This is a genomic window from Halorubrum sp. SD41, assembly GCF_058630335.1.
This window is the reverse complement of the sequence record NZ_JBZVGZ010000028.1, coordinates 1-21369: the sequence shown is the minus strand read 5'-3', so window position 1 is coordinate 21369 and position 21369 is coordinate 1. Positions and strand designations below refer to the sequence as shown.

Here is a 21369-nt window from a genome sequence, read left to right as displayed (position 1 = left end):
TACTGTGCGGGCAGAATGCGTGAAAAACAATCACAGCAGCCGTTAGACGGATCGACGCGGCGGGGGTTCCTCGGGAGCGTGGGGGCGCTGGTCGCCGCGGCCGCCTACTCGCGGGACGTGTCGGCCGACGACGCCGCGCCGGTGGCGAACCGCGAGGACGACCCCGTCCAGCGGATCGAGTCGCCGGACGGGTCGATCGCGGTCACCCTCGACGCCTCGGACGGGGTCCCGACCTACGAGGTCGCGCGGAACGGGACGACGTACGTCGGCCCGTCGGAGCTCGGCTTCGACTTCCGGAACCAGCCGGCGTTCGGCGCGAGCGCCGAGGGGTCGGGCGGTTCCGTCGCGGTCACGGGGACGGTCCGGGCGGTCTCGACCGAGGAGTGGGAGCCGGTGTGGGGCGCCTACGACGAGGTCTCGGCCGAGTACAACGCTCTCAGCGTCGGGCTCGCGGACGTGGGATCGGACGGGGGCGCCGCCGAGGACGCACGGACCGCGAACCTCCAGATCCGCGTCTTCGACGACGGTGTCGGCCTTCGGGTCGTCCTCGGCGAGGGGTTCGCGGCCAACTCGGGGAAGGCGGTGATCGACTCGGAGAACACCGGCGTCGACTTCGCCGACGACTACGACGCGTGGTGGATCGAGAACGCGGTGACGAACCCGCGGTTCGAACAGGAGTACGCGAACACGCCGCTGTCGGAGGTGTCGGCCGGGGTCGACGACCGGCGACCGAACGGCACGCCGATGCGGAACGGAGCGCACACGCCGCTCACCGTCGACGCGGGCGACGCGTACCTCAGCGTCCACGAGGCGAACCTCGACGACTACGCGGCCGCGACGCTCGCGCCCCGGAGCGACGACGGCGGGACGGCGTTCGCGACCGAGCTCACGCCGCTGCCCGACGGGTCGAGGGCCTCGCTGGAGCTCCCGGCGGCGACGCCGTGGCGCACGATACAGGTCGTCGACGGTCCGGGCGAGCTGATCGAGTCGCAGCTCGTCCCGCTGCTCGCGGACTCGCTCGACGAGGTCGCCCTGCCGAGCGGGGCGGGCAGGCCCGACACCGACTGGATCGAGCCCCGCAAGTACGTCGGCATCTGGTGGACGATGATAGCGGGGTCGGCCAACTGGGAGTACAGGACCGACGACGAGGTCGCGGCCGGGGGCGGCAACCCCGCCGCGTACATCCACGGCGCACGCACGGAGCGGATGAAGCGGTACATGCGCTTCGCGAGCGAGAACGGCATCGACAGCGTGCTCGTCGAGGGGTGGAACGAGGGCTGGAGCACCTACCCCGGCGACGGCTCCGGACTGGAGTTCGGCGTGGACGACTCCTACCCCGACTTCGACGTGCGGGAGGTGACCGACTTCGGCGCCTCGCTCCCGGAGCCCGTCGAGATGACGGCCCACAACGAGACGGCCGGCAACATCCCGAACTACGAGGACGCGGTCCTCGACGGGGACGCCTTCGCCGAGTACGACTCGGTCGGCATCAACTCGATCAAGAACGGCTACGTCGCCGACAGGGGGCTCGGCATCGACGGCGACGGCACCGAGGCGACCCACAACCACCACAACCAGCTCGCGGTGAACCACCATCGGCGGGTGATCCGCGAGGCGGCGGCGAACCGCCAGCTGCTGGAGATCCACGAGGGAATCAAGCCGACCGGCGAGATCCGCACCTACCCGAACGTGGCGAACCGCGAGGTCGTCAAGGCCCAGGAGTACGACGGGTTCGGCCAGCTGGGGTCGAACGTGGGCCGCGACCACCACGTCACGCTGCCGTTCACGCGGAACCTCGCCGGCCCGGTGAGCTACCAGCCCGGCATCTTCGACATCACCTTCAACGACGACCGCGGCGACCAGATCCAGACGACGCGGGCGAAGCAGCTCGCGATGTACCCGACGTACCTCAGCGGCCTCCAGATGGCCGCCGACCGGATCGAGGGGTATATCGACGAGACGTTCGCGGTCGGCGAGGGGCTCCAGGCCGCCGCGGGCGATCTCGACGGGCTGGTCACCAGCGACAGCTGGCGCGACGCGTTCGGGACCAACTACGTCGCGGTCGATCCCAACCGCGCGCCGAGCGGGTCGTCGGTGTCGTTCACGGTCGAGGACGTGCCGAGCGCCGGGACGTACGACCTCCACCTCCGGTACGCGAGCGACGCGGAGGAGAACGCACAGCGGGTGAAAAACGCCGGCACCCCGCGGGCGACGCTGCGCGTCAACGACGAGACCGAAACGATCGAGCCCGACTTCACCGACTACTGGGACGACTGGCAGCTGTTCACGACCGAGGTCGAGCTCGACGCGGGCGACAACGAGGTCGCGATCGAGCTCGACTACGAGCAGGGCGACGACGGGTTCAGCGGCGACGTCGGCGGCTTCAACCTCAACACCGTCGCCGTCACCGACCCCGGCGAGCCGTCGCCGGTTCCGGCCGACTACGAGGGGTACGAGCCCGACGGCGAGAACTTCGACGCCGAGCCCGAGTTCGGCTTCATCGAGTCGGTCCCGGCCGCCGGCTGGGACGAGACGCGCGTCGTCGGCGCCGCGATCGGCGACTACCTCGCGATCGCCCGCCGCAGCGGCGGCGAGTGGTACGTCGGCGTCATGACGAACGGCGACGGCCGCGCAGTCGACGTGCCGCTCGACTTCCTCGCGCCCGGAAACTCCGGTAACGCGCCCGGCAACTCGGGTGACGCGCCGGGTCGCGGAAAGGGTCGGGGCAACGGCAACGGAAAGGGGCGGGGCAACGGCCGCGGCAACGGCAACGGTCGCGGCGGCCGGAACGGACCGAAGTACGTCGCGGAGATCTACTCGGACGCGGTCGGCGCCGGCGTCGACCTCGATCCGACCGGCGTCCGCGTCGACGAGGCGGTCGTCACGCCGAGTACGACCCTGCTCGCGTCGGTGGCCCGGAGCGGCGGGACAGCGGTCCGGCTGCGTCCCGCGCGGGGTCGCGAGATCAATCGGCTTCCCGAGTACGAGCGGCCGGAACAGGAGGTGGCGACGGTCGAGGTCGCCGACGAAGCGGACCTCGAAGAGCCGTTCATCACCGCGACCGGCTCCAACGACGCGGGCTTCGTCGGCGGGACGCCGGTCGAGATCTTTGTCGACGGCGAGTTCCAAGAGGTCGGCAACGTCAGACTTCCGCCGAACGCGACCGACGAGACGGTCGATCTCGGCTTCAGCATCTCGGGGATCGGTACGTTCGACGTCGTCGTCAGGGATGCCGACGGCGGAACGGAACTCGGCTCCGGGAGCGTCACGGTCGCGCCCGGCGACCTCGTCGCCGAGTTCACCGACCCGCGAGGGGACGACGACGGGCCGGGAGGGTACACCTACCCCACGGGCGGCGACTTCCAAGACGGCGCGTTCGACCTGCGCTCGTTCCGCGTACTGGAGACGGACGAGGAGTACCGGTTCGCCTTCGAGGTCGAGAACCTGTACGACACGTTCGGCGGGACGTTCTCGCCACACTACTTCCTGGTCTACTTACGCGATCCCGACGCGAGCGGCGGGCGGACGACGGCGCTCGACGACCTCGGGCTTACCGCTGAGTTCGCGCAGCCGTGGCAGTACCGGCTCGACGCCAGCGGGTTCGGTACGGGCTTCGCGGACGCGAGCGGAGAGAACGTCGCCACACCGGAGGTGTTCGCCAGCTTCGAGTCGAACACGGCCGTGGCCTCGATCCCGAAGTCGGCGGTCGGCGACGCCGATATCGCGGACTGGGAGGTGGTCCCGATCGTCGGCTCGGAGGACCGGGGCAGCCTGCGGGCAGTGGTCGAAGACGCCGGCGAGTTCGTCTTCGGCGGCGCGAAGGCAGGCGCGGCCGGCAACGCGCCCCGCGTGATCGACATGATCACGCCGGAGGGCGTCTCACAGTCCGAGGCGCTCGCCTACGACGCCGACACGCTCGCGTTGCTGCCGTTCACGCCGCTGTAGAGAGAAGAGACGCGACGGGAGCCCCCGTCGCGTTCAGAAGTGGTTCGCGGACTCGGTCTCGTGTTTCAGCTCGCCGCCGCGGCCGCCCTCGACGGTGGAGGCCCCGTTGTCACCGGAGGAGGCGGTCCGCACGGTGACGTTGTCGACCTCCTCGAAGTCCATGATGAGGTCGCGGCGGATGTTGTCGGCGGTGATGTTTGAGATGCCGCAGCCGGAGCAGGTGCCGCCGAGCTCGACGACGACCTCGCCGGTCTCGGGGTCCGCCTCGCGCACGACGCTCGTGCCGCCGTGCATCTGGATGATCGGCATCTGACCGACCATCCACTGCTCCACCCGGTCTGCGAGGCTCTCGTCGCTCTCGTCGCTCATTACCTCCAGTACAGCGCCGACGGTATGGAAAGTTGCGGTTTAGGAGCCTCGGAGCGCGACGAAAGGAACTGTGTCATCGTCGATGAGACGGAACGGCGCCCGGTGGGGCCGCGATCTGTCGGCGCAAGCGTCCCGGTCTATTTCGGTCGCCGGGGGCGCTACCGGTCCGGGTCGTCGCCCGAGTCCGCCGACTCGCCGGACTGGCTCGGGAGCCGCGTCGGGTCGGCCGCGTCCTCGCCGTTCATCGAGTCGTCGCGTTCGAGCAGGTAGAGGAGCGGGCCGAGCGCGGTCAACACGAGGACGCCGGGCAGGGGCGCGTCGGGGACGAGGACCAGCGTGACGAGGCTCGCGCCGCCGGTGAGGACGACGAGCGCGGCCCAGGCCGCCGGCGACCCGAGGTCGACGCCGACGCGGACCGCGTCGCGGTAGACGGCCGCGGCGATCAGCGCGACGGCGACGCCTCCGCCGCCGGCGACGAGCGCCGTGGTGACGGACATACGGTGGGTTGGGGCGAGACGCGAAAAAGGGTGTCGCGAGCGAGCGCGACCGGAGAGAGCGGAGGGCGAGGGAGAAGGGAGGGGAGCGCGGAGCTACGGCGCCTCGCCGGTCTCGATGCTGAAGGAGTCGCGCGGGTAGGCGACGCAGGTGAGCGTGTAGCCGTCGTCGATCTCGGCCTCCTCGAGCATCTGCTGGTTGTCGTGCTCGACGAAGTCCTCCGAGGGGCCGTCCGCGATCCGGCCGGCGCAGGAGACGCACTGGCCCTGCCGGCAGGCGTACGGGAGGTCCCACCCCTCGTCTTCGCCCTGTTCGAGGATGGGCTCATCGTTGGAGAGCTCGACCGTCTCGCCCTGCTTGACGAACTCGACCTCGAAGTACTCCACCTCGTCTTCGGGGATGTCGCCGGGGCCCGAGCTTCCGGTACCGCCCTCTTCGAGCTCGCCCTCCTCGCCCTCGGCGCCGCCGGCCGGGATGGCGCCGCCGCCGCCACCGCCGCCGATCGCGCGGTTACCCGGCTCCGGGAACTCCGTCTCGGGGACCGCGGACGCGCGGTGTTCGAGGACTTCGTCCGAGATGTCGGTCGTGGGTTCCCACCCCGTCCCCCTCACCGAAGTGACGAGAACGACGAGCAGCGTCGCGACCGCCGCGAGCACGATCGCGGGGGGATTCACGATCGCCACGAGCACGATCGCCAGTGGGTTGAGCATACGAGGGGATATGGAGAGGTGGTTTAAGGCCGTTTTGATCGGTCCAACGAGTCGAGACCGGGTCGGGGCCGAAACCGCGGCGGATCGCCCGAGCTCACGCCGCGGAGCGGTCCATTTATCGGCCGAGCGGCCGACGGGACGCCCATGGAAGTGAAATCCCGGCACCACCTCCGGAGCGACGAGATCACGGCGATCCAAGAGGCGGTCGCCGACCACCTCGGGGTCGACATCGACGGGGAGGCCTTCGAGTTCGTCGAGTTCGTCGACGCCGGCTACGAGCTCGTCTTGGTCGACGGCGACCCCGCCGTCTTCTACGTCGACGACGACGAGCCGTTCCTCACCGTCCGGGGCGCGAACGACTACGACCCGGAGACGGGCGTCGTCACGGTCGACGCGGGCGCGATATCCTTCGTCTCGGACGGCGCCGACGTAATGCGCCCGGGGATCGTCGAGGCCGACCCGGAGATCCGCGAGGGCGACCTCGTCGTGATCGCCGAGGAGACCCACGGGAAGGTGCTGGCGGTGGGCCGAGCGATGGCCGACGGCGACGAGATGGTCGGTGACAGCGGGAAGGTGGTCGAGTCGATCCACCACGTCGGCGACGACCTCTACGAGTTCTCGGTGTAGCGCTCGGGCGGCGACAGTGCCGACTGTTTATAAATGAACGACGCTGTGGCGCGTGCCTGCGAGCGGCCGCCCTCGCGGCTGGGGCTTTGGCGGTGTCTACCACCGATCTGTCGGCAGCCATTTATAAGTAAACGGCTGTGGCTTCGGCGGTGTTCGCCGCCGATTCGCACGCAGTCATTTATAAACGAGCGGAATCACACCCACCGACCACGAGCCAAACGAACTCGCGATCGCTCCGCGTCTTTTAATCGCCTCGCCCGCGAGTCCCGACGTGATGACCGGGATCCGGGTGCTCAGCTACAACGTCCGCTACGCCAACCGGGGCGACCACCACGACGCCTGGCACGACCGCCGGGACGCCGTCGCGCGGCTCGTCCGGTTCCACCGCCCCGACGTCGCCGCCTTCCAGGAGCCGCTCCCCGGGCAGCGCGAGGACCTCCGCGAGCGGCTCCCGGCGTACGAGTTCGTCGGTCGCGGCCGCGAGGCCGGCGGCGAGGGCGAGGGGTGCCCGATCGCGGTCCGGAACGACCGCTGGGAGGTCGTCGAGGGTGACACGTTCTGGCTCTCGGAGACGCCGGGAGAGCCCTCGACCGGCTGGGACGCGTCTCATCCGCGGATCGCGACGTGGGCACGGGTGCGCGCCCGCGACGGCGACACCGCGGTTCGCGTTATAAACACGCACTTCGATCACGTGAGTGCCCGCGCGAGGCGCGAATCCGCCCGCCTGCTCCGCGAGCGACTCCCGCCGGTAGCGACGTCGGACCGGACCGGCGGCGACCCCGACGAAACGCCCCCCGTCGTCCTCGTCGGCGACCTCAACTGCACGCCGGGGTCGGAGCCGCACCGGATCCTCGTCGGCGACGGCTCGGAACCCGACGAGAAGGGCTCCGCGACGCCGGTAGACGACGACGCCCGCCCGCTCCGCGACGCCGCGGCCGCCGCCGACCTCCGGCACGGCCCGGAGACGAGCCTCACCGACTTCGCTCGCCTCATCGACGGGCGCCGGATCGACCACGCGCTCGTCTCGCCCGAACTCTCGGTCGAGGCGTTCGCGACGCTCGCGGACCGAGACGATCGCGGCCGGTACCCGTCCGACCACCTGCCGATCCTCGCCCGGCTGTCGGTGTAGCGAGCGAACGCTACTCGCCGTCAGCGGCTCCCGCGTCGTCGCTCGCTTCCTCGTCGGCGGTGTCGGCGTCGGTATCAGTCTCCTCTTCCGCCTCCTCTTCGGCGTACTTCTCTAAGATCGTCTCGTAGCCGCGCTTGGCGGTCTCGTACGTCTCGCGGAGGTCTGCGACCGGCGTCTCGCTCGCGTCGACCCGGAGGTCGTTGTAGTAGGCGTCGTCCGCGTCCTCCTCCGTGTTCCGGACGAGCAGCGCGGCGGACTGCACTTCGAGGTCCTCCCGCTTGTCGCCGCCCGCGGCGTGGCCCGCGGCGAGGGCGTCGATCAGCCGCTCGGCGAGGGGCGCGTCGCCGTGGGCGTCGGACTCGTAGGCGGCCGCGGTGTCCTCGATCACGTCCTCGCCCGTCAGGAGGTTGCCCGCGACGGTGTAGTTCTGCCCTTCTCGGTGGCCGTACCAGCCGTTACACTCGTCGCCGGAGAACGCGAACGTCCCGTCGGCGTCGACGCCGTGGAGCTGACGCTGGGCGCTCCCCTCGTCGGCGTTCAGGAGCGCTTCCAGCGCGTCGTCGACCGCGAGCCCGTCGCCGAGGTACTCGATCCCCTTCCGCCCCAGCTCGACGTTGACGAGCGACTGGGTCGCCACCGCGCCGTCCGAGGAGGCGAACGGACAGAGCGTGCCGACGCCGGGCAGGCGGGTGGTCACCGCCACGCCGAACCGGATCTGGTCGCCGCCGTCGTCGTCGGTGTACCGCTCGCGAACGCAGATGCTGAACGTCACACGCGTACTGGGGCGGCGGCCCGCAAAAGAGTGGGTTCCGGGGGCGAGCTTTCCGGTTCTCGGGCGGGGGGTGAAACGGACGGCGCGCGCGAGCGATCCGCGAGGGTCCGAGGTCCGCGCCCGCCGTGGATCTCACGAACCCCGGATAAAACCGGCCGACGGACCGTCACCGATCGGGGCGAATCCGGGGACTGCGACGGCGCCGAACGGATCGAGCGGGATGTGAACTGGCGACATACTTATCCGTGCCAATCCCTCCCACATATATAGCCTCGGATACGGGCGAGGCGATCACCGGCACCGACGCGCGCCTCCGACGACGCGCCGCTCGCGGCTCGACGAGTTGCCGACACGCGCACGGAGAGCGACAGCTCCGGCCGTCGCGTCGGACGCCGGCGACGTCGCCTCGCCGTCCGAGCGAACGTGATACGATGGCAGACCGACACACGCTCGAACGGCTCAGCGAGGAGTACCGGACGGAGGTCCCCGACGACCTCAGAGCGGCGCGCTCGTTCGACTGGTACCTCGACGCGCTGTACGACGACCCCCGGATCGCGCGGAACGCCCACCAGCGCGTCGCGGACATGTTCGACCACTACGGGACGCGCTACGACGAGGAGCGCGGCGTCGTCGAGTACGCGCTCGCCGCCGAGGACCCGCTCCACGACGGCGAGAACGTCTTCTACGGCCGCGAGGTCCACGAGGCGATCCACGAGTTCGTCAACAAGGTGAAGTCCGGGGCCCGCGGGCTCGGCCCCGAGAAGCGGATCAAGCTCCTGCTCGGCCCGGTGGGCTCCGGCAAGTCCCACTTCGACTGGCTCGTGCGCCGCTACTTCGAGGCGTACACCCGCGAGGACGCCGGCCGGATGTACACCTTCCGCTGGGTCGACCTCTGTTCGGTGATCGACGACCAGGACCCGGACGACGACACGGTCCGCTCGCCGATGAGTCAGGACCCGCTCGTCCTCCTCCCGAAGCCGCAGCGGCAGGCGGTGATCGACGACCTCAACGAGCGGCTCGACGCCCCCTACACGCTCCGGAACGACCAGCACCCGGACCCGGCCTCGGAGTTCTACCTGAACGAGCTGCTCGCGCACTACGACGACGACCTGGAGCGCGTCCTCGACGAACACGTCGAGGTCGTCCGGCTCGTCGCCGACGAGAACCGCCGGGAGTTCATCGAGACGTTCGAGCCGAAGGACAAGAAGAACCAGGACGAGACGGAGCTCACCGGCGACGTCAACTACGCGAAGCTCGCGGTGTACGGCGAGTCCGACCCGCGCGCGTTCGACTACGCCGGCGCGTTCTGTAACGCCAACCGCGGGCTCTTCTCCGGCGAGGAGCTGCTGAAGCTCCAGCGGGAGTTCCTCTACGACTTCCTCCACGCCTCCCAAGAGTCGACGATCAAGCCGAAGAACAACCCCCGGATCGACATCGATCAGGTGATCGTCGGCCGGACGAACATGCCGGAGTACCGCGAGAAGACCGGCGACGAGAAGATGGAGGCGTTCAACGACCGCACCAAGCGGATCGACTACCCCTACGTGCTGGAGTACGGGAGCGAGGCGAAGATCTACGAGAAGATGCTCGACAACGCCGACGTGCCCAACGTCCACGTCGAGCCGCACGCCTTAGAGATGGCCGGGCTCTTCGGCGTCTTGACCCGCTTGGAGGAGCCGAGCGACGAGACGGTGACGCTCGTGGAGAAGGCGAAGGCGTACAACGGCGAGCTCGAAGACGAGGAGATCGACCGGCGGAAGCTCCGCGAGGACGCCGCCGAGTCCGCCGACGTCGGCGAGGGGATGGACGGCATCTCCGCGCGCTTCGTCGGCGACGAGATCGCCGAGGCGATCATGGACGCCACCCACCGCGAGCGGGGGTACCTCTCGCCGCTGTCCGTTTTCGACCACTTCGAGGCGAACCTCGGCGGGCACGGCTCGATCGCGGCCGAGGACCTCGACCGCTACGAGCGCCTGCTCGACCGCGTCCGCGAGGAGTACCGCGAGCGCGCCATCGAGGACGTGCGCCACGCGTTAGCGTACGACGTGGACGAGCTCCGCCGACAGGGCGAAAAGTACATGGACCACGTGATGGCGTACATCGACGACGACACCGTCGACGACGAGCTGACCGGGCGGGAGACGGAGCCGGACGAGACGTTCTTACGCGCCGTCGAAGAGCAGCTCGACGTGCCCTCCGACCGGAAGGACGACTTCCGACAGGAGGTGTCGAACTGGGTGTCGCGGCGCGCCCGCGAGGGGCGCGGGTTCGACCCGCAGGAGAACGACCGGCTCCGCCGCGCCCTCGAACGGAAGCTGTGGGAGGACAAGAAGCATAACATCAACTTCTCCGCGCTGGTGTCCGCGACCGACCTCGACGACGACGACCGGAGCGACTGGGTCTCGGCCCTGGTCGACCGCGGCTACTCCGAGGACGGCGCCGCCGAGGTGTTGGAGTACGCGGGCGCGGCCGTCGCGCGCTCGGAGATCGAAGACGGCGGTGGGTGAGATGAGCGATCGAACCCGAAACGACGGCGATGGGTTCCTCGACGCCGCCGACGAGGTGCTCCGCGGGGCGTACGACCCGCCGATGAGCCTCGCCGCCTACGTCGACCGCGTGCTGGAGAATCCGACCGCGGCCGCCTCCGGCGCGGGGTACCTCCTCGCGGCCGTGGAGTCGTACGGCACCCGCGAAGTCCGCGAGCGCGGCGAGACGCTCGACCGCTATCGGTTCTTCGACGACCCCGCGAACGACGGCGAACACGCCGTCCTCGGAAACACCCGCGCGCTCAACGGGTTCGTCGACGACCTTCGCGCGGCCGCGACCGGGCGGGGCGGCGACGAGACGATAGTCTGGGTCGACGGGCCGACCGCGACGGGGAAATCGGAGTTCAAGCGGTGCCTGATCAACGGCCTCCGCGCGTTCTCGAAGACGGACGCCGGCCGGCGGTACACCGTCGAGTGGAACGTCGCGGGCGCCGGGGGCGGCGTCGGCGGGGGCGGTGGCGCGGGCGCGGCGTCGCTCTCGTACGGCGACGGCGGCGACGCCGGGGAGTGGTACCGCAGCCCGGTCCAGTCGCACCCGCTGTCCGTCTTCCCCGAGGCGGTCCGGGAGTCGATCGCCGACGCGGTCGACGGCGACGCCTACCCGATCGCCGCCGACGTGGAGCTCGACCCGTTCAGCCGCGAGGCGTACGACCACCTGGAGTCGACCTACCGCGAGCGCGGGCGCCGCGACCTCTTCTCGGCGATCACCGACCGCGACCACCTCCGCGTGACGAGCTACGTCGTCGACGTGGGCAGCGGGATCGGCGTCCTCCACGCCGAGGACGACGGGACCGCGAAGGAGCGGCTCGTCGGCTCGTGGATGGGCGGCATGCTCCGCGAACTCGACTCGCGCGGGCGGAAGAACCCGCAGGCGTTCAGCTACGACGGCGTGCTCTCGCAGGGGAACGGCGTCGCCACGGTCGTCGAGGACGCGAGCCAACACGCCGACCTGCTCCGGCGGCTGCTCAACGTCCCCGACGAGCGCCGCGTGAAGCTCGACAAGGGGATCGGGATGGACGTGGACACCCAGCTGATCGTCATCTCGAACCCCGACCTCGACGCGGAGCTGGACCGGCACGCCGAGCGCGGCGACGCCGACCCGCTGAAGGCGCTGAAGCGCCGGCTCTCGAAACACGAGTTCCGGTACCTCACGAACCGCCGGCTGGAGGCGCGGCTGCTCCGGCGCGAGATCGCCGGCGCGACCGCGGTCGAGGAGTCGGTCGGCGAACCCGCCGAGCCGACCGGCGTCGGTCGGGGAAGCGGGCCCGCAGAGGGGGACCGGGACCCCGGCGCCGCGCCGCTGTCGATCGAGGTCAGAGAGTCCGACGGGAGCCTCGTCGAGCGCGAGCTCGCGCCGCACGCGGTCGGGGCCGCGGCGCTGTACGCGGTCGTCACGCGCCTCGACGCCGAGGACTCGCCGGGCGACCTCGACCTGATCGAGACCGCGGAGCTGTACGAGACGGGCGAGGTCCGGCGCGGCGACGACGCGGTCACCGTCGACGACGTCGCCCTCGCCGAGGGGGACGGCCGCAACGGGATCCCGGTCACCTACGCCCGCGACGCGGTCGCCGACCTGCTCGCGACGACGGCGGACCGGAGCCACCCCGACCTCCCCGTCGAGCGCGTGGTCACCCCGACGGACGTGCTCGACGCGATGGCGGAGGGGCTCGCCGACGCCCCCCTCTTCTCGCGGGCCGAGGCCGCGGAGTTCGAGGGGCGGCGCAGCCCGGTCGCCGAGCGGATCCGCGAGCGCCAGCGCGAGGACGTGGTCGACGCGATCCTCGCCGAGGAGACGGTCCCGACGGAGACGGTCGCCGAGTACGTCGAACACGTGTACGCGTGGGACGAGGACGACCCGACCGACCGCGAGCGCGAGGACGCGGCGCCGGACCCGCTCGCGATGAAGGTGTTCGAGACGGAGACGCTCGGGCGGTTCGACGAGAGCGACTACCGCGGGACCGACCCGGGCCGCGACGTCGAGCGGTTCCGGCGCGAGCGGGTGATCCGCGGGCTCACGCGGTACGCGTGGCGCAACCGCGGCGAGGAGTTCAGCGTCGACGACGTGGAGCTCGCGGAAGTGCCCGAGCTGAAGGCGGTGATCGACGCGAACGATCTCGCCGACGTGAAGCGGCGATTCCCCGACCTCGACCCCGCCGCGTGGGCCGACCCGCCCGCCGATACCGAGACGGAACGGGTGAAGGCCGACACGATCGACCGACTGTGCGAGCGGGGGTACAGCCGCGCGTCCGCGGAGCTGACGAGCCGCGCGGTGATGGAGGACGTGCGCGAGGAGTGGCCCGACGTCGACGCCGGCCGCGCCGGCGACGACGGGGATGACGGCGGCGCCGACCGGAACGGGGGTGGTGACCCGTGGGACTGACCGAGGACCGCGAGCGGTTCCGCGAGGTGGGCGAGAGCCGGCGGGAGGACCTCGCGGAGTTCATCAGCCGCGGCGACCTCGGCGGCTCCGACGCCGACCGGGTCAAGATTCCGGTGAAGGTGGTCGACCTCCCCGCGTTCGAGTACGACCAGCGCTCCGCCGGCGGGGTGGGACAGGGCGGCGACGGCCAGCCGCAGCCCGGCCAGCCGGTCGACCCCGAGCCGGGCGACGGCGACGAGGAGGGCGACCCCGGCGAGGAGGGCGGCGACCACGAGTACTACGAGATGGACCCCGAGGAGTTCGCCAAGGAGCTCGACGAGGCGCTCGGGCTCGACCTCGAACCGAAGGGGAAGCGGGTGATCGAGGAGGTGGAGGGCGACTTCACCGACACCGCCCGCGCGGGGCCGCGGGGGGCCCTCGACGTCGACGAGTTCTTCAAGCGCGGGCTGAAGCGCCACCTCGCGACCGACTTTGACGAGGCGTACGTCCGCGAGGGGCTGTTCGTCGCGGGCGCCGACGTCGACGACGTCTTCGCGTGGGCGCGCGAGCAGGGGATCCCGGTCTCCCGCGCGTGGGTCGCCGACGCGGCGGCGACGCTCGAAGGCGAGCGGGGCGAGCCGGTGGCGGCGCTCGACCGCTGGGAGAGCTTCGACGCGCTCGACGCCGAGGTCGACCGCGAGCCCGTCACCCACCGGATCCGCCGGGAGGGGCTCGACAGCGTCCCGTTCCGCCGGGAGGACGAGCGGTTCCGCCACCCGGAGGTGATAGAGAAGCGCGAGCGCAACGTCGTCGTGATCAACGTGCGCGACGCCTCCGGCTCGATGCGCGAGACGAAGCGGGAGCTCGTCGAGCGCGTGTTCACCCCGATGGACTGGTACCTCACCGGGAAGTACGACGCCGCCGAGTTCCGGTACGTCGTCCACGACGCGGAGGCGTGGGAGGTCGACCGGGAGGAGTTCTTCGGGATCCAGTCCGGCGGCGGCACCCGGATCTCCAGCGCGTACGACCTCGTGGAGGAGATCCTCGAGGAGTACCCGTACGGCGAGTGGAACCGGTACGTGTTCGCCGCTGGCGACTCCGAGAACGCCGGCAGCGACACCACCGAGCGCGTGATCCCGAAGATGGAGTCGATCGACGCCAACCTCCACGCGTACGTGGAGACCCAGCCCGGCGACGGCGCGGCGAACGCCCGCCACGCCGACGAACTCGAGGAGGCGTTCGGCGACGCCGACGACGTGGCGGTCGCGCGCGTCTCCGAGCCGGACGACGTGACGGACGCCATCTACGAGATCCTCAGCACCGAGTCGTCGGGCGACGGATCCGGGACCGCCGACGGCCGTGCGACGGGACGCGCGGACGGGGGTGAGCGGCGATGAGAGACGACCGGATCGAGGCGAAACGGGAGGCCGAGTCGCTCGACGAGCCGGCCCGCGAGGCGCGCGACCTCGCCGAGCGGCTCGGGCTGGCGCCGTACCCGGTGCGCTACTGGGTGGTCGACCACGACCAGATGAACGAGCTGATCGCCTACGGCGGCTTCCAGCGCCGGTACCCCCACTGGCGGTGGGGGATGAACTACGAGCGGCAGTCGAAGTTGGACCGCCACGGGCTGGGGAAGGCGTTCGAGATCGTCAACAACGATGACCCCGCGCACGCGTTCCTCCAGGAGTCGAACTCGACGGCCGACCAGAAGGCCGTCATCACCCACGTGGAGGCGCACGCCGACTTCTTCGCGAACAACGAGTGGTTCGGGCTGTACGCCGACCGCGGCGAGGGCGGCCCGAACGCGGCGGCGCGGCTGGAGCGCAACGCCGACCGGATCGCGGCGATCGCCGAGCGGACGGACGTCGACCGCGACGAGGTGGAGCGGCTGATCGACGCCGTGACCGCGTTAGAGGACACGATCGACCAGCACAGCCCGGTCGACGCCGCCCGGTCGGTCGAGGAGCCCGGCGTCGCGGCCGACGTGAGCGACGGTGACGACGACCCGCTCGCGGCGATCGAAGAACGGATCGACGAGCTCGACCTCTCCGAGGAGGTGCGCCGCGACGTGTTCGACGACGAGTGGCTGGAGGCGCGCGGCGAGGGCGTCGAGCCCGAGGAGCCGCGCCCGGACGTGCTCGCGTTCCTGCGCGACCACGGGAAGCGGTACGACTCCGACAGCGGGAAGGCGGTCGACCGCGAGCCGTGGGAGACCACCGTCATCGACGCGATCCGCGAGGAGGCATATTATTTTGCGGGACAGAAACAAACGAAGGTGATGAACGAGGGATGGGCCTGTGTCGCACCCGAAACTCCCGTCTTCACCGAGGGGGGACTCCTCCCGATGCGCGAGGTCGTTGATGATCTTCCCGCCGTATCGGACGGTGACGGGGCACAAGCCGTCTACGACTCCAACGTCATTTCGGATCACGACACCGTTTCGATCGAAACTCGACGCGGCTTCGAACTACGCGGCTCCGACAACCACCGGATCCGGAAACCAGACGGTTCGTGGGTCGAGCTACGAGATATCTCGAAAGGCGACAAGATCGAGATATCAGGTGGAGACGGTCTCTGGCCGACGAGTTACGTCGACGTCGACTGGCAGAACCCGGAACACACTACGCTCAACGACGTGGCCGCCGAGGCGGGCGTCTCGATCTGGACAGTTATGCGCTATCGTAAGACGGGGCGTGCGGAAAAGTCCGAGGCCATCGAGAGAGCATTTGCGTCGTACGATGGGGAGAATCAGAGCGTCGCGAAGAGCGATGTCATCGCAGTTCCCGATCAAGTGTCCGAGAAACTCGGACGGTTTCTCGGATTACTGGTCGGAGACGGACACGTTTCGGAAGCGTCCGGACAGGTCGGATTTACATCCGGCTCGAAGGCCAAAGCGGAGGAGTTCGCCGGATTGGCTGACGAACTGTTCGGTATCTCTCCGACCGTCTCCGAAGACGGGGCTCGATGGCGGACGTACATTTACTCCGCGAATCTGGTTCGACTGCTCACGGAGTGGTTCGATCTGCGAACGGGTGCCGCCGACAAGGTCGTCCCGAAGCCAGTCCTTCGCTCGCCGAAAACGGTCGTGAGCGAATTCCTTAGAGGGTTGTTCGATGCTGACGGATACGCCGGGGACCAGGGGGTGATACTCAGCAGCAAGAGCGAATCGGTCTCGAAGGTCGTACAGTTACTGCTGACAAACTTCGATATTATCTCACGCCGTCGAGAGCAGTCCGACGGCTGTTTCCACGTACATCTGACCGGCAAGTCCGCCGATCGATTCCATACGGAGATTGGGTTCGGCTACTCCTCTAAGGACGAAGCACTCGAGAGGTATGTCGACGAACTCGCGTGGTTCGAAACCGAAGAGTGGACTGACGAGGTCGTAAGCGTCGAAGAGGGAACCGGAGACGTATACGACATCTCCGTGGAGGAAACTCACCGATACGTGGGTGCCGGATTCATCAATCACAACTCGTACTGGGAGTCGATGATGATGGGCGGCGAGGGGTTCGCCGGCCCCGACGAGTTCCTCACGTACGCCGACCACATGTCCCGGGTGCTCGGCTCGCCCGGGCTCAACCCGTACAAGCTCGGCTTCGAGCTGTGGACGCACGTGGAGCTGCGGGCCGCCCGCCGGGAGGTGACCGACAAGCTGCTCCGCGTCGAGGGGGTGACCCCCGAGAACTTCCACTCACGGGTCGACCTCGACGAGGTCGCCGACCTGCTCGAACCCCACCCCGCAATCGCGGGCGCCGGCCCGGCGACGCTGGACGAGCTCGCCGACATGGCCGCCGACGGCGACCCGCGCGTCGACGCCGAGGCGGTCGACCGGGCGCTGTCCGCTCGGGAGGACTCCGCCAGCGGCGGTCCCGGCGAGGGCGAGACGGGCGGCGACAAGATCGACATCGAGCGCTACCCGTGGAAGCTGCTCACGCGCGAGGGGCTCGCCGAGCGCCACTACGTCCTCTCGCGGCCGGAACACCGGGGTGCCCTCCGGAACGTCTCCCGCGAGGCGCTCGAAGAGCAGGCGCGGTACCTGTTCGACGTGGACCGGTACGAGACGGTCGCGGCGGCGATCGACGACGTCGACCGCGCGGCCGGCTGGGACCGCATGTTCGAGGCCCGCGAGAGCCACAACGACGTGACGTTCATCGACGCGTTCCTCACGGACGAGTTCGTTCGCGAGGGGAACTACTTCACCTACGAGTACAGCCGGGCCACCGAGGAGCACCGCGTCGCCAGCGTCGACGCCGACGACGTCCGGAAGAAGCTGCTCCTCCGGTTCACGAACTTCGGGAAGCCGACAATCGTCGTGTTGGACGGGAACTTCCGGAACCGCGGCGAGCTCCTCCTGGGCCACCGGTACAACGGCGTCGAACTCGACGAGGAGCGCGCGAAGGCGACCCTGAAGCGCGTCTTCGAGCTGTGGGGGCGCCCGGTGAACCTCGCGACGATCCGCGTCGAGTACGACGACGGCGAGATCCGGCGCGCCAAGCGGCGCGGCGAGGAACCCGAGGGCACCGAGGTCGGCGTGCGGTTCCAGTACGACGGCGGCGAGGTGACGGAACACGACCTCGACGCCGAGACCGAAGCCCGGATCGCGGCCGACGACGTCGACTACGACACGAAGCCCGACGACTGGCTGGCGTGAGCCGGACGGGACCGCCGACGGCTTCGACGGCCTCCGCCCGTCGGACCCGCACTTATCCCCGTCCGGCGACAACGACCGACATGGACGCTCCGGAGACGGAGGCGGCCGAGCCCGAGGCCGACCGGTCGAGGTCGCTGCCGGACGGGACGTCGCTCGCCTTCGCGGACCGGGATCCGACGGCGCTCGACGACGCGACTGAGCTGTACCTCCTGGACCGGCACGCCGCCGGGGACGGCACCGTCCGGATCCAACTGATCGGCTGGGAACGCGACGGCGACGCGGTCCGCGTCGCGTACGCGCTCCCGACGGGCGAGCGCCTGTGCGACCGGTACCGCTGGCCGACCGCGGGCCGGTACGACGAGAGCGACTTCCTCGCGCTGGTCCGCGGACTCGGCTATCCACCGGGCGCCGCCGACCTCGTCGCGGGGGAGTACGCCCGGGCGCGGAACGAGAACGGCCGCTGGCGGATCGTGACCGGGCGAGGCTCGGGAGCGGGGAGAGACGCCACCGTCGAGAGCGGCGCGGAGGGCAACCGAGAGGCCGAGAGCCCGCCGGACGGACGGGCCGCGGCGCTAGACAGCACGGCCGGACTCGGGCGGTTCGTGCGTGGCGCCGACCCAATGGTTGCGGGGAGCGCGTCGGTCGCCCTGTTCGTCCTCGCGGTCGGCGTCCCGGCGATGCTGGCGACGCTGACGGGGGGACTCACGGCCGCGGCGACCGCGATCGGGACCGTGCTGTTCGCCACGGCGGTAACGACGCTGTGGCTGTCGGTCGCGGCGGCGTGAGCGGCGACCGGCGGCCGGGGCCGGGAGGCGGCTACGCGAGCGCGGCGACCAGCTCCGACACGGCCGCGACCTCCTCGTCGTTGATCCCGTGGCCCATCCCCTCGTAGATCCGCTCGTCGACATCGGCGCCGAGCGCCTCCAGCACCGCGGTCGTCTCGTGGACCCGTTCCTCGGGAATGTGCGGGTCGACGTCGCTACAGCCGACGAACGCGGGCGTGCCGGCGAGCGGGCCGTCGCCGTCAGCCGACTCATCCGCCGCGTCGCCGCCCGCGAGGTAGTCGTCGACGTCGACCGACTCGCCGATCAGCCCGCCGCTGAAGACGGCGAGCCCGCCGTAGCGGGTCGGGTTGCGGGCGACGAACTCGCTCGCGAGGCAGGCGCCCTGCGAGAAGCCGCCGACGAGGACGCGGTCGCGTGCGATCCCGGCGTCGACCGCGCGGTCGACCGCGGCGCCGACCGCCCGGAGCCCGGAACTCCGACCCGGCTCGTTGTCTTCGACCGGGGCGAGGAAGGAGTTCGGATACCAGGTGTTGCCGGCCGCCGCGGGCGCGAGTAGTGAGAGACCGGAGGTCTCTCCGACAGCCGGCGGTGAAGCCGCCGGCGAGAGCGCGACGTCGCGGTCGCCGGCCAGCTGCTCGCCGAGGTCGACGACGCTCCGAGCGGTCGCGCCGCGGCCGTGGACGAGCACGAGCGCCGCGTCGGCGTCGTCGAGCGGCGTCCCGGCCGTGACCAGCGGCTCGTCGCCGTGCGGGTCCTCGCCCGTGTGCGGTCCCGGAGCGCGGTCGGCCATCTCAGACCCCCACGCCGGCGTCGGCGTCGGGCAGGTCGTGTTTGTTCACGGGGAGACCGAGCTCTTCGAGGGCCCCCTCCATGTGGCGGTCCTGCGCGAAGTCGGCGCCGTCCTCCTCGCGGAGCCGCTGCGCGGTCGCGAGCACCTCGCCCTTCCGATCGTCGGGGATCTCGTACTTGTCGGCCGACAGCTCGATGACGAGCCCGTTGTTGTCCTGCGTGTAAATCGAGTGGAAGATGCCGCGGTCGAACACGTTGTACCCCTTCCCCGCCTCCTCGAGCGCCGCCATGATATCCTCGTACTCGTCGGGTTCGACGCTGAAACAGAGGTGGTGGACGGCGCCCGTGTTGACGCGCTGGCCGCGCGCGGACGCCCGCTCGTCGCTCACGAACACCGTGAGGATCCGGCCGTCGCCGGTGTCGAAGAAGAGGTGCGTCTGCGAGGGGTCGTCGAGGTTCGGCTGCCGCAACACGAGCGGCATCCCGAGCAGGTCGCGGTAGAAGGCGAGCGTGTCCTCCTCGTTGCTCCCCCAGACCGTGATGTGGTCGGTGCCGCTGGTGTGGAACGGTGCGTCCGGGAGCTCCGACGTGACCGAAGCCGGCTTCTCGTCGCTCATACCGATCGAAAGGCGACCGAGCCGTATAAAAACGAGAGGGACGGGACGGTGACCGGCTGACACCGGTGTTATCTGGCCGACCTCCACCGAGGAGGTTGCCGTCGGACTCCGCTCGGCAGCACCGTCACCGCTGCCAGACTGGCGGCGCGACGCCGAGCGTCCGAACGACGACGGGATACGCGACGGCGATGGCCAAGACGATCAGCAGCGACGCCGCGAGCCCGAGTCCGCCGAGGACGCGCTCGACGACCGCCAGCGCGGCGAACATGGCGACGAACATCACCGCCCAGTGGGGCGCGAGCTGTCGCACCTTCTCCGTTGCCGAACTCATGGTCGCGATAGCGGTCCCGACGGGTAGTGACTGTCGGTAGAACTCGGGTAGCGGAGCGGAACCGAACGAAAACGCCGGTCGGCGGTCAGTATCGCGACGGGATGAACGCCATCCCGGCGAGCATGATCGACGACAGGACCGAGAGGACGAGAACGCGCGAGAGACCGCTGTTGTACTGGTTGAACCGCTCTATCTCGGAGACCTGCGCCTCGTACGCCTCGATGTCGGTCGACATCCGAAGCGTCGACGCGTCGGGGAAGTGCGCGACGTACTCCGTGTCGCCGATCGTCACCGTCGACTGCTGGGCGAGCTCGACCGTCTCCGTCTCGGTGGTCTCCCACACGAGGACGGCCCCGTCGGCCGTCACGTCGTCGACCGTGACCGTCTGCCCGTCGTACCCGAGCGTCTCGCCCGTCGCGTACGACCGCTCTTCGGGCGCGGGGAAGTACTCGTCGACGGGCACCAGCGTCCGGTCGCCGTTCTCGTCGGTCACTGCGACGTACTCGCCGTCCTCAAGAGTGACCGTCTCGTTTTCGGCCGCGTCGTCGGCCTCGAGGATCGCCTGCCGGTCGAGCACCTCGACGAGCGTGAACTCGGTGGCGTTCTCCCCGGGGATCTCGACGCGCCACTCGCTGTCGTCGACCGAGACGGTCGACCCGTTCGCCCAGGTTTCGGAGGTCTCCGCCGTGAACTCGCGTTCGAGCGTCCCCGAGATGACCGTCTGGCCATCGTCGTTCTCGCTTTCAGAGATGGCGGCCACGACGTACGTCTCGCCGCCGACATCGATCGACTCGTTCACTGAGGCGTCGACTTCCGGGTTTTCGAGCGCTATCTCCGGACTATCGGCCGTCGCGGTCAGCGCGCCCGCCACGCCCGCGACGGCGAGGAACAGCGCGACAAACACGGCCACAGCGCGTCGTTGCATAGTTCACGCATGGGTCACCCGGTGTTTAACGGTTACTAAGCGGGCCAGTTCGTGGGACCGACCGACCGGTCCGTATCGAAGAGAACCGAAGCCAAGGGCCGGATTTGAACCGGCGTTGGGCGGCTCTGCAGGCCGCTGCGTCTGACCAGACTCTGCCACCTTGGCGCCAGCCGAACGTACCGCTGTCGAGCGTTTAAGTTTAGCGGTCGGATGCGAGCGCGGCGGCTCTCCGTGTATGAAAAAAAAGCCCACGGACGCGTTGTCCGTGGGCTTGGTGGGAAGTATCCCGTATGAGTGGGTAGGCGGCGACCCGTGG

Annotated in this window: 16 protein-coding genes and 1 tRNA gene; 8 read left to right on the top strand and 9 right to left on the bottom strand. The window is 69.9% G+C overall.

Annotated elements, in window-relative coordinates; genetic code table 11:
- Positions 1 to 78 precede the first annotated feature (78 nt).
- Positions 79 to 3945 (top strand): glucodextranase DOMON-like domain-containing protein, encoded by a 3867-nt coding sequence (locus tag AC4NMM_RS12830; RefSeq protein ID WP_491924430.1) that lies wholly within the window; start codon positions 79 to 81, stop codon positions 3943 to 3945.
- 33 nt (positions 3946 to 3978) lie between these two features.
- On the opposite strand, the gene AC4NMM_RS12825 is transcribed toward AC4NMM_RS12830, so the two are convergent.
- The 3 genes from AC4NMM_RS12825 to AC4NMM_RS12815 all read right to left on the bottom strand — a co-directional run bounded on the left by AC4NMM_RS12825 (position 3979) and on the right by AC4NMM_RS12815 (position 5519).
- Complete coding sequence (locus AC4NMM_RS12825) at positions 3979 to 4314, bottom strand: NifU family protein (protein WP_004599172.1); 336 nt, start codon at positions 4312 to 4314, stop codon at positions 3979 to 3981.
- Between the two features lie 158 nt (positions 4315 to 4472).
- Positions 4473 to 4811, bottom strand: coding sequence for a hypothetical protein (locus AC4NMM_RS12820; protein WP_096394186.1), 339 nt, complete (start codon positions 4809 to 4811; stop codon positions 4473 to 4475).
- Positions 4812 to 4904: 93 nt separating this feature from the next.
- Positions 4905 to 5519, bottom strand: coding sequence for a 2Fe-2S iron-sulfur cluster-binding protein (locus tag AC4NMM_RS12815; RefSeq protein ID WP_096394187.1), 615 nt, complete (start codon positions 5517 to 5519; stop codon positions 4905 to 4907).
- A gap of 144 nt (positions 5520 to 5663) precedes the next feature.
- Here AC4NMM_RS12815 and AC4NMM_RS12810 point away from each other — a divergent pair, with 144 nt between their 5' ends.
- Positions 5664 to 6146 carry an RNA-binding protein gene (locus AC4NMM_RS12810; protein ID WP_096394188.1) on the top strand — a complete coding sequence of 161 codons (483 nt, stop codon included), beginning with the start codon at positions 5664 to 5666 and terminating at the stop codon, positions 6144 to 6146.
- Between the two features lie 274 nt (positions 6147 to 6420).
- The gene (locus tag AC4NMM_RS12805; RefSeq protein ID WP_491924422.1) at positions 6421 to 7275 is read left to right on the top strand and encodes an endonuclease/exonuclease/phosphatase family protein; all 855 of its coding nucleotides are present in this window, start codon (positions 6421 to 6423) and stop codon (positions 7273 to 7275) included.
- Positions 7276 to 7285: 10 nt separating this feature from the next.
- Here AC4NMM_RS12805 and AC4NMM_RS12800 read toward each other — a convergent pair whose 3' ends face one another.
- Entirely contained in the window at positions 7286 to 8047 is a 762-nt protein-coding gene (locus tag AC4NMM_RS12800) for a DUF1028 domain-containing protein (protein ID WP_491924421.1), read from the bottom strand.
- A gap of 431 nt (positions 8048 to 8478) precedes the next feature.
- Between AC4NMM_RS12800 and AC4NMM_RS12795 the strand changes: the two genes are divergently transcribed.
- From AC4NMM_RS12795 to AC4NMM_RS12775, 5 genes are all read left to right on the top strand, one after another.
- Positions 8479 to 10554, top strand: a complete 2076-nt coding sequence (locus tag AC4NMM_RS12795; protein ID WP_491924420.1) for a PrkA family serine protein kinase — start codon at positions 8479 to 8481, stop codon at positions 10552 to 10554.
- Between the two features lies 1 nt (position 10555).
- Positions 10556 to 12973 carry a kinase anchor protein gene (locus AC4NMM_RS12790; RefSeq protein WP_096394192.1) on the top strand — a complete coding sequence of 806 codons (2418 nt, stop codon included), beginning with the start codon at positions 10556 to 10558 and terminating at the stop codon, positions 12971 to 12973.
- The gene (locus AC4NMM_RS12785) at positions 12964 to 14349 is read left to right on the top strand and encodes a DUF444 family protein (protein ID WP_096394193.1); all 1386 of its coding nucleotides are present in this window, start codon (positions 12964 to 12966) and stop codon (positions 14347 to 14349) included. The genes AC4NMM_RS12790 and AC4NMM_RS12785 overlap by 10 nt, the downstream gene beginning before the upstream one ends.
- Complete coding sequence (locus tag AC4NMM_RS12780; RefSeq protein ID WP_096394194.1) at positions 14346 to 17606, top strand: SpoVR family protein; 3261 nt, start codon at positions 14346 to 14348, stop codon at positions 17604 to 17606. Before AC4NMM_RS12785 ends, AC4NMM_RS12780 begins: the two co-directional genes overlap by 4 nt.
- Positions 17607 to 17686: 80 nt before the next feature.
- The gene (locus AC4NMM_RS12775) at positions 17687 to 18391 is read left to right on the top strand and encodes a hypothetical protein (protein ID WP_491924419.1); all 705 of its coding nucleotides are present in this window, start codon (positions 17687 to 17689) and stop codon (positions 18389 to 18391) included.
- 31 nt (positions 18392 to 18422) lie between these two features.
- Here AC4NMM_RS12775 and AC4NMM_RS12770 read toward each other — a convergent pair whose 3' ends face one another.
- The 5 genes from AC4NMM_RS12770 to AC4NMM_RS12750 form a co-directional block, all read right to left on the bottom strand.
- A complete protein-coding gene (locus tag AC4NMM_RS12770; protein WP_096394196.1) occupies positions 18423 to 19181 on the bottom strand; it encodes an alpha/beta hydrolase in 759 nt (252 codons plus the stop codon).
- Position 19182: 1 nt separating this feature from the next.
- Positions 19183 to 19797 carry a VOC family protein gene (locus AC4NMM_RS12765; RefSeq protein ID WP_491924418.1) on the bottom strand — a complete coding sequence of 205 codons (615 nt, stop codon included), beginning with the start codon at positions 19795 to 19797 and terminating at the stop codon, positions 19183 to 19185.
- Positions 19798 to 19921: 124 nt separating this feature from the next.
- Positions 19922 to 20128, bottom strand: a complete 207-nt coding sequence (locus tag AC4NMM_RS12760) for a hypothetical protein (RefSeq protein ID WP_096394198.1) — start codon at positions 20126 to 20128, stop codon at positions 19922 to 19924.
- An 85-nt stretch (positions 20129 to 20213) separates the two neighbouring features.
- Entirely contained in the window at positions 20214 to 21053 is an 840-nt protein-coding gene (locus AC4NMM_RS12755) for a hypothetical protein (protein WP_491924417.1), read from the bottom strand.
- 89 nt (positions 21054 to 21142) lie between these two features.
- A tRNA-Cys gene (locus AC4NMM_RS12750) sits at positions 21143 to 21218 on the bottom strand.
- Positions 21219 to 21369: the final 151 nt, after the last annotated feature.